This window comes from Thermogemmatispora sp. (assembly GCF_019683635.1).
Taxonomy (GTDB): Bacteria; Chloroflexota; Ktedonobacteria; order Ktedonobacterales; family Ktedonobacteraceae; genus Thermogemmatispora.
In genome coordinates this window covers 1-6,542 of sequence record NZ_JADGIA010000251.1, presented here as the reverse complement: position 1 = coordinate 6,542, position 6,542 = coordinate 1, and the positions used below count along the sequence as shown (strand labels likewise).

General features: G+C 63.0%; 7 protein-coding genes and 1 CRISPR repeat array. Of the genes, 3 read left to right on the top strand and 4 right to left on the bottom strand.

Annotated features, from left to right (window positions below; all coding sequences use genetic code 11):
* Positions 1 to 18: 18 nt before the first annotated feature.
* Positions 19 to 346: direct repeats of the CRISPR family, unit length 37 nt; unit sequence GTTTCAATCCCAAACGGGCTTTTCCTCTCTTTCAGAG.
* A 351-nt stretch (positions 347 to 697) separates the two neighbouring features.
* Positions 698 to 934, bottom strand: coding sequence for a helix-turn-helix transcriptional regulator (locus tag IRZ31_RS19280; RefSeq protein WP_297156725.1), 237 nt, complete (start codon positions 932 to 934; stop codon positions 698 to 700).
* A gap of 232 nt (positions 935 to 1,166) precedes the next feature.
* Here IRZ31_RS19280 and IRZ31_RS19275 point away from each other — a divergent pair, with 232 nt between their 5' ends.
* Both IRZ31_RS19275 and IRZ31_RS19270 read left to right on the top strand, forming a co-directional pair.
* A complete protein-coding gene (locus IRZ31_RS19275; protein WP_112431928.1) occupies positions 1,167 to 1,895 on the top strand; it encodes a hypothetical protein in 729 nt (242 codons plus the stop codon).
* A 55-nt stretch (positions 1,896 to 1,950) separates the two neighbouring features.
* Entirely contained in the window at positions 1,951 to 2,184 is a 234-nt protein-coding gene (locus IRZ31_RS19270; protein ID WP_297156722.1) for a hypothetical protein, read from the top strand.
* Between the two features lie 342 nt (positions 2,185 to 2,526).
* On the opposite strand, the gene IRZ31_RS19265 is transcribed toward IRZ31_RS19270, so the two are convergent.
* Positions 2,527 to 3,243: a hypothetical protein gene (locus IRZ31_RS19265; RefSeq protein ID WP_297156719.1), complete on the bottom strand. Its 717-nt coding sequence runs from the start codon at positions 3,241 to 3,243 to the stop codon at positions 2,527 to 2,529.
* A 543-nt stretch (positions 3,244 to 3,786) separates the two neighbouring features.
* Here IRZ31_RS19265 and IRZ31_RS19260 point away from each other — a divergent pair.
* On the top strand, positions 3,787 to 4,332 hold the full coding sequence (locus tag IRZ31_RS19260; protein ID WP_297156716.1) for a hypothetical protein: 546 nt from the start codon (positions 3,787 to 3,789) through the stop codon (positions 4,330 to 4,332).
* A gap of 220 nt (positions 4,333 to 4,552) precedes the next feature.
* Here IRZ31_RS19260 and IRZ31_RS19255 read toward each other — a convergent pair whose 3' ends face one another.
* Both IRZ31_RS19255 and IRZ31_RS19250 read right to left on the bottom strand, forming a co-directional pair.
* Positions 4,553 to 5,929, bottom strand: a complete 1,377-nt coding sequence (locus tag IRZ31_RS19255; protein WP_297156713.1) for an FAD-dependent oxidoreductase — start codon at positions 5,927 to 5,929, stop codon at positions 4,553 to 4,555.
* A gap of 186 nt (positions 5,930 to 6,115) precedes the next feature.
* Positions 6,116 to 6,542 (bottom strand): hypothetical protein (locus IRZ31_RS19250; protein WP_297156710.1); only part of this gene is annotated, 427 nt, incomplete at its 5' end.

Genomic DNA, 6,542 nt, shown 5'->3' with positions numbered 1-6,542 from the left:
GGATAGACCGGCCCCTGAGTTTCAATCCCAAACGGGCTTTTCCTCTCTTTCAGAGCTAGCCTACGTCCCAGTCAGCTTCACCCTAGAGCGGTTTCAATCCCAAACGGGCTTTTCCTCTCTTTCAGAGAGGAACCTCAACCCCCTGAGCTGTTGGCAGACATTGTTTCAATCCCAAACGGGCTTTTCCTCTCTTTCAGAGTTTGGGATCAAGGATGAGGCTGACTTGGCGGCGGTGCTGTTTCAATCCCAAACGGGCTTTTCCTCTCTTTCAGAGGTTGTCCCCCCGCCCCCCAGCTCGATGTTGCGTTCGTTTCAATCCCAAACGGGCTTTTCCTCTCTTTCAGAGGGTACCCCCTCTAGAGTAGCATCTGGAGCCGCCTCCGTCAAGCTTTTTCGATGATCCCAAAAAAGCGGTCATCAGTGACCGCTCTAGCACGGCTATGATGCCAGGCACTTTGCCCCTCCGAGCGCTTCTCAAGCCTTTCGAGGATCGCTGCATGAGAAAGCGGGTGCCGAGATCCTCGAAGTGAACGGCATAACAGACATTAACAACATCACATCTTTAATCAGGACAAAACTTCTGCTATCAAGATAGAGGGCAAATACTACAGCGAGCACACCAGCAAAAGCACGCTGCCCGGCAGTATGAAGAAGGATCAGGAGGACGAGGAGGATCAGGTCGAAAAAAGAGGAACAATCAGGAGTCTTTCGCTACCTGCTCCTCCTCTAGCGGCGGCTCAAGCTCAATCAACTCAGATGGATCAACGCGCAGCGCTCGCGCCAGTTTCTCCAAGGTTGTTAAGGTGATATTTGTGTAGGGATCGTGGAAGATGCGCTGTATCATCCCGACGTTCAGGTCGGCCAGGCGCGAAAGGCGGGATTGGCTTATTCCCTTCTGTTGGGCGATCTCCCGGACTCTGATTCGTATTGGCATGGCGCTAAATTAGCATAATGGCAACTCTTTTGAGGAGTCCCTATAAAAGAGTTTGCTTAAAGGCATGTTATTTTGATAAAACTATTGACACATACACCTTAAAAGGATATACTTTTCATGGTAGTATAGCCGTAGCCCCCAAGGGCGCGGGCGAGAGCCGTCTGAGAAGGGTTCTTCTTCTGAGAGACAGTCAACGGATTGTCATGTTGTGCAACTGAGTGAGGAGAATGTTATGTTGCTGAGTCGGCGCACCATCTGTCAATCGCTGCCCATCCTCGCCACAGCCTGCAGCAGTGCAGACGACCCCACCCTTGTCCTGCGGGCCCTCAGCGAGCCGGAGCTGTCGGCGCGGCTGCTCATGCGCAGCGCCGTCGTCCCCGAGCGCGCGGGCCGCTACCTCGAAGCCCTGGGCCTCGTCCAGACCGCCCTGACGCTCGTCCGGGGGCGGGCCTACGCCGAAATCTGCCACGCCTACCGGGCCGTCCTCCTCGGAGAATACTCCCGCGAAAGAGGCGACCCCGGCGCCCTGGCCGAAGCCGTCCGCGAGGCCCGCAGCCTCCGCGGCCAGATCCTCCACGACGGCGACCTCAAGCAGCTGCGCTATCAGCTCGCCTGCCTGGAGGGCCGCGAAGAGGCCGCGCCCGCCCTCGTGCGCCTCTCGCTCGACGTCTGGCAGCAGCCCGGCCAGATGCTCACCGACGGAACCTGGCACTGGGCCCGCGGCGGCTTCATCGTCAAGAGCCTCGAAACGCTGATCCTCAGCCAGCACCGGCGCGAGGCCGACCAGCTCGCACAGGAATTCCTGCCGATCGAAAACAAAACCTTCCATGCCTATCGCGCGCTTGAATGGGAGTGGGAGGCCATCAAGACCAAACTCTACGCCTCGCCGGAGCAACAGCGCGCCTTCCGCCGGCGGGCCTGCCAGGCCGGCTACGTCCGCCAGGCCGTCATCGCCCTATAAGAGCACAAGCGCCATCCCTTGAGCGCCAAATCACGAGAGAGAGGAGGCTACCCGCATGCCGCCACACTCGCTGGTCGGTCAGCGCGTCCGCTACTACCTGCCTGGCGTGCGCCCGGGCATCTGGTCGGGCCGCGTGCTGGCCGTCGACGAAAAGACCGCTCGTTTGCGCATCACCCTGGAAGAGCCGGGCTACGAGGTAGAGATCCCGCTCCACGCCCTGCGCAGCATCTACGATGCCGAGCGCGCCATCTGGAAAGAGATTCCCTTTCCAGAGAGGAAGACCGGATGAGCGGACGTCTCGATCGCCGTCTGCTGCGGCGCCTCCTCCATCCTGGACTGCCGCCCAGCCCGGGCCGGGCCAGTCCCTGGAAAGGAGCAGCGCCCGCCGTGTCGCACTTCGACTAACTCAGCCAGGACGCGAGCAGATTTCTTCTACTTCCAGTCAACACCCTTCTTCTGCCAGTGCGTGCCTAGCTGTTGCATCGGCCAGCGGTAGGAGGAGCCGGCGCCTCCCCCAGAGGGCGGGCGTCGTGCGCGCCCACCCTCCGCCGCTGGCCTCTTGGTTGCAGTGTGGGTCGCAGCTGCCACGCAGCCGCCAGAGCCAGGCGGTCCCCAATCGCGCACCCGCGCGCTACTTCGCCAGATCGCGCGGATCGAACTCGCGCGGCTTCTTCGGCCCCCGCCACAGCCACGGATTGCTCAACTGGCGGCCCAGCAGGCGATAAGCCTTCTCCGTAGAGATCGGCTCTTCGCCCGGTACACGACCCCGGTGCAGCAGCAACAGATCCAGCACCAGCGGCCCCAGCAAACCCCAGGCCAGAAAGGCAAAGCCGATCAGCAAGAGCCAGGTCGCCACTGGCCAATGATCATCGTAGAAGCCGCGGGGAGAGGTGCGGTAGTCCGCCGTTGTAAAGGTGTACGGCTGGCCCTCTTCGGTCACCAGCGAAAAGGCCACCACGCGGTAGCCGCTGCCCGTCAGGCGCTCGCCGTTCTGCAGATTCAGCTCTACCGACTGCTGCGCATCGCTCTCATAGACCAGCGAGAGCAGCCTGGGCCGCGTATCCGCAAAGACCCCGCCGGGATAGGGCGAAAAATCGGCATCCTTGATCACGTAGAACTGCTTGCCGTGATTGATCTGCAGATAATCGTAGCCCTCGTCAGAAGAATAGTCCTGAAACCAGGCAATCGCGGGGGCATCCTGAAAGTGGACCTGATGGGAGGTCACGCCCCACAGAAAGCCGCTGATCAGCAGGCCCGCGGCAGCCAACAGATTGCCTACGCGCGTTGAGAGCAGGAACCAGAGCAGGCGCAGCAGCGCCATCATCAGATTGATCAGGCCGGCTAGCATTTTGAAACCTCCTTGCTTTCTTTCTTTATCTCGTCCCGCCTCGTCTCACCTCGCCTCGCGAGGAAACTGGCGAGCGAGTCGCAAGCGTTACCCACCGGGGAGACCTGACCCATCGGAGGAGAGTGTGGGCAGTCGGTCCAGCCATTGGCGAGAGCGCCGCCCCGTCCCGGCAATGCCACGCTGAGCAGCAGAACGCTGAGAAGGAAAGGCGAATCACCATTGATCACGTACACAAGAGAAGAAACACCCTGTCACACTCAAGTGACATCAAGGTCAGCAAAGAAGCAAGCGGTATACTTTCTTCTCCACCCCCTTTTAGTCTAAGGTCTTGCAAATTTCCATAAAAGGATACATAAATAGAAGTGGGATACAACTTCTGCGACGCGCCTTAGAGACAAGAACGGTTCAGGTCCAGATCACAATAACGGTACATTCGGGAATCCTCATCGAGAACTCTCTTACCTGCGAGACGTACCATATCACAGGAGAGACAAGCAGACAGAGAAATCTGGTTTAGTCAAACCCAGGCGGGGGGCAGTATGTATGCAACACCACACATCGCTGCACTGTGAGCCGACGCTGAGTGAACGCCTGCCGTTAACCATTGGTCTGGTGGGAGGGGCCATCACCGCAGCGGGTCAATTTCTGCTACTCTTCGCGCTCTTCTTCGACCAGCTCGGGCTGGCGTGGGCGCCGGAGCTACGGCTGCTCATGCTCCTGGGCCTCTGGCTGGGTCTACCTGGCAGCCTGGCCCTCTTGCTGGCGAGTCTCATCGCGCGCTGCACCGGGGTGCGCGATGACGGTTACACTGTCGGGGGAACGACCGGCTGCATCGCCGCCCTGCTGACCACCGTCGGCAGCGGCGTCTGGCTGGTCATCACCATCGTCTCCATGTTGCCCGCGACCCGGTCACCCCTCATCGACCAGAGCGCCAGCAGCGTCTCCGTCTTCATGCCCAGCACTCAGCTTCTGGAGTTCTACATCGTCCTCATCTTCATCAATCTACTCTCGTTCCTGCTCGCCCTGCTCGGCGGCATCATCGGCGGCCACCTCGGATCAACGCATGCCGACGCCGCCTCGCCGCGCTAGCCTCGCCGGCGGGCGCCTCTCCTCTCCACTCAGTCAGTGAGCCTGCCAGCAGTCTGCCTGCAGGCGAGGGGAGAGAGCCACCGCCCGGCGCTCAGGCCAGGCGCCGGGCAGGCGAGCAGAAAGGCGGGATAGAGAAAAGCGAGCTGGTTGAGCGCAGGCCGACCCGGCGGCCACCTCAACCAGCTCCAGCCCTGTCCAGCTCAGGCATGGCCATCTCACCTCAGCGCCCCGCCGTCCGTCCCAGCACATGGATCGCCTGCCCAAGGGCCTCCTCGGCGCTCTCCAGCAGTCCCTCGCTCAGCGAAGGATGAGCATAGAGCAGCTCGGCCAGATCGGTCAGCGTCGCCCCCATCTCGATCGCCAGCACCCCAGCCGTGATCAGCTCGCCGGCGCGCGGCCCCACGATGGTCACCCCAAGAATCGTCTCATCCTCAGCATTCGCCACCACCAGCGCCGTGCCCGTCTCGCCGCCCAGCATCAGCGCGCGCCCGTTGGCCCCCAGCGGAAAGCGCCCCGTCTTCACGCGGTAGCCGGCGCGCTCGGCCTCCTGAGCCGAGTAGCCCACAGTCGCCAGCTCCGGCGACGACAGAACCACGCGCGGCAGCGCCAGCGGCGCGAACTGCACCCGGCGTCCGCAGAGCGCCTCAGCCGCCACCTTGCCCTGCTTGATGGCCACACTCGCCAGCGGCGGCGCCCCCGTCGCAGCACAGTCGCCGGCGGCATAGATGCGCGCAGCACTGCTCTGCAGCGACGGCGAGACCAGAACGGCCCCACGCTCATCGGTGCGCACGCCCGCCGCCTCCAACTGCAGCCCCGCCGTACGCGGACGCAGCTCGCCGCAGACCACCAGCGGGCGCTCCTCCACGCGCTCAGGCGGCAGATTGCTGCTCACCTGGACCCCAAGCTGACGCAGCCCGGCCTGCACCAGGCGCAGGGCCGCCGCCTCCACGCCCGCCAGCAGCTCCTGGCCCGGCACACAGAGCCGCACACGCACCCCCAGACGAGCAAAGAGCGTCGCCAGCTCCAGCGCCAGATAATCGGACCCGGCCACCGTCAGCGCCTCCGGCAGCGCTGCCAGACTCAGAGCCTGCTCCGGCGTCAGCAGCGTCCGCCCATCGTAGTCCAGGCCCGGCGGCGGCACAGCCTCGGCCCCAACAGCGATCAGACAATGCTCAAACTTGAAGCGCTCGCCCTGCTCGCTCTCGACGCGCACCTCCTCGGGACCCAGAAACCAGGCCCGGCCCGCCACATACTGCACGCGATTGCCGGCCAGCAAGCGCCGCACGCCCTCGGCCAGGCGCGCCACAATGCTCGCCTTCCAGGCTTGCAGGCGGTCCCAATCGAAGGTCACTCCCGTCAGCCGTATCCCCAGCGGCTCCAGCGTCTCGCGCCGCAGCCCGGCATAGCGCTCACTGGCGGTCAGCAGCGCCTTCAGCGGAATGCACCCCCGATGCAAACACGTCCCCCCGGGCGGCTCAGGATCAACCAGCGTCACCTGCCGTCCCAACTGCGCGGCCCGAATAGCGGCCACATAGCCCGCCGGTCCCCCGCCAAGGACCAGCACATCGACCGCGGTGGTCACATCGCCCACAACCATAGCGTCCGTTCTCCTCTCGGTACAGCCATCTTGCCTCTCTGCGCTCTCGCCGCTCCCGGCTCCCAGACGAGACGCGCACTCAGGAGAAACAACGGGCCGCCGACCTCCCTGTCCCGGCCCGCCTTTCCAAAGCAGTGCACGCCCGCTGGTCAACGCCGACCAGACCAACCAGGCGCTCGCAGCGACTCAACCGGAGCGCTCTTCGGCCAGCACCTCATCGATCAAGCGCCAGCCATACTCGGTCAGGGTATGCCGCCCATGTTCGACACGGCGGAAGACATCCTTGAAGCGTGGACCCACCTTTAAGGGATGGCTGGCATTCTCCACCCGGCGCGGACGCGCTGTCCCATACTTGATCTTCGAGATGCCATCTGAGCGCATCATCTGAAAGATCCCGGTATAGCTGCGCTCCCAGGTCGGGCGATCAACCCCGAGCTGACGACGAATATCCTCGCGGCTAAAAATCTCCTTGCCCTCTTGTTTCACCAGAACGGCGACAGCCTTAATGATCTCTTCGGCAGTTGCCACGGTCGGCCTCCTTCCGACACGCTTGCCCCAGGAGGGTCGGGCCGCACAGTCCCCTTCCCCGTCCGTGCCGCGCGGGCCGGCCCTC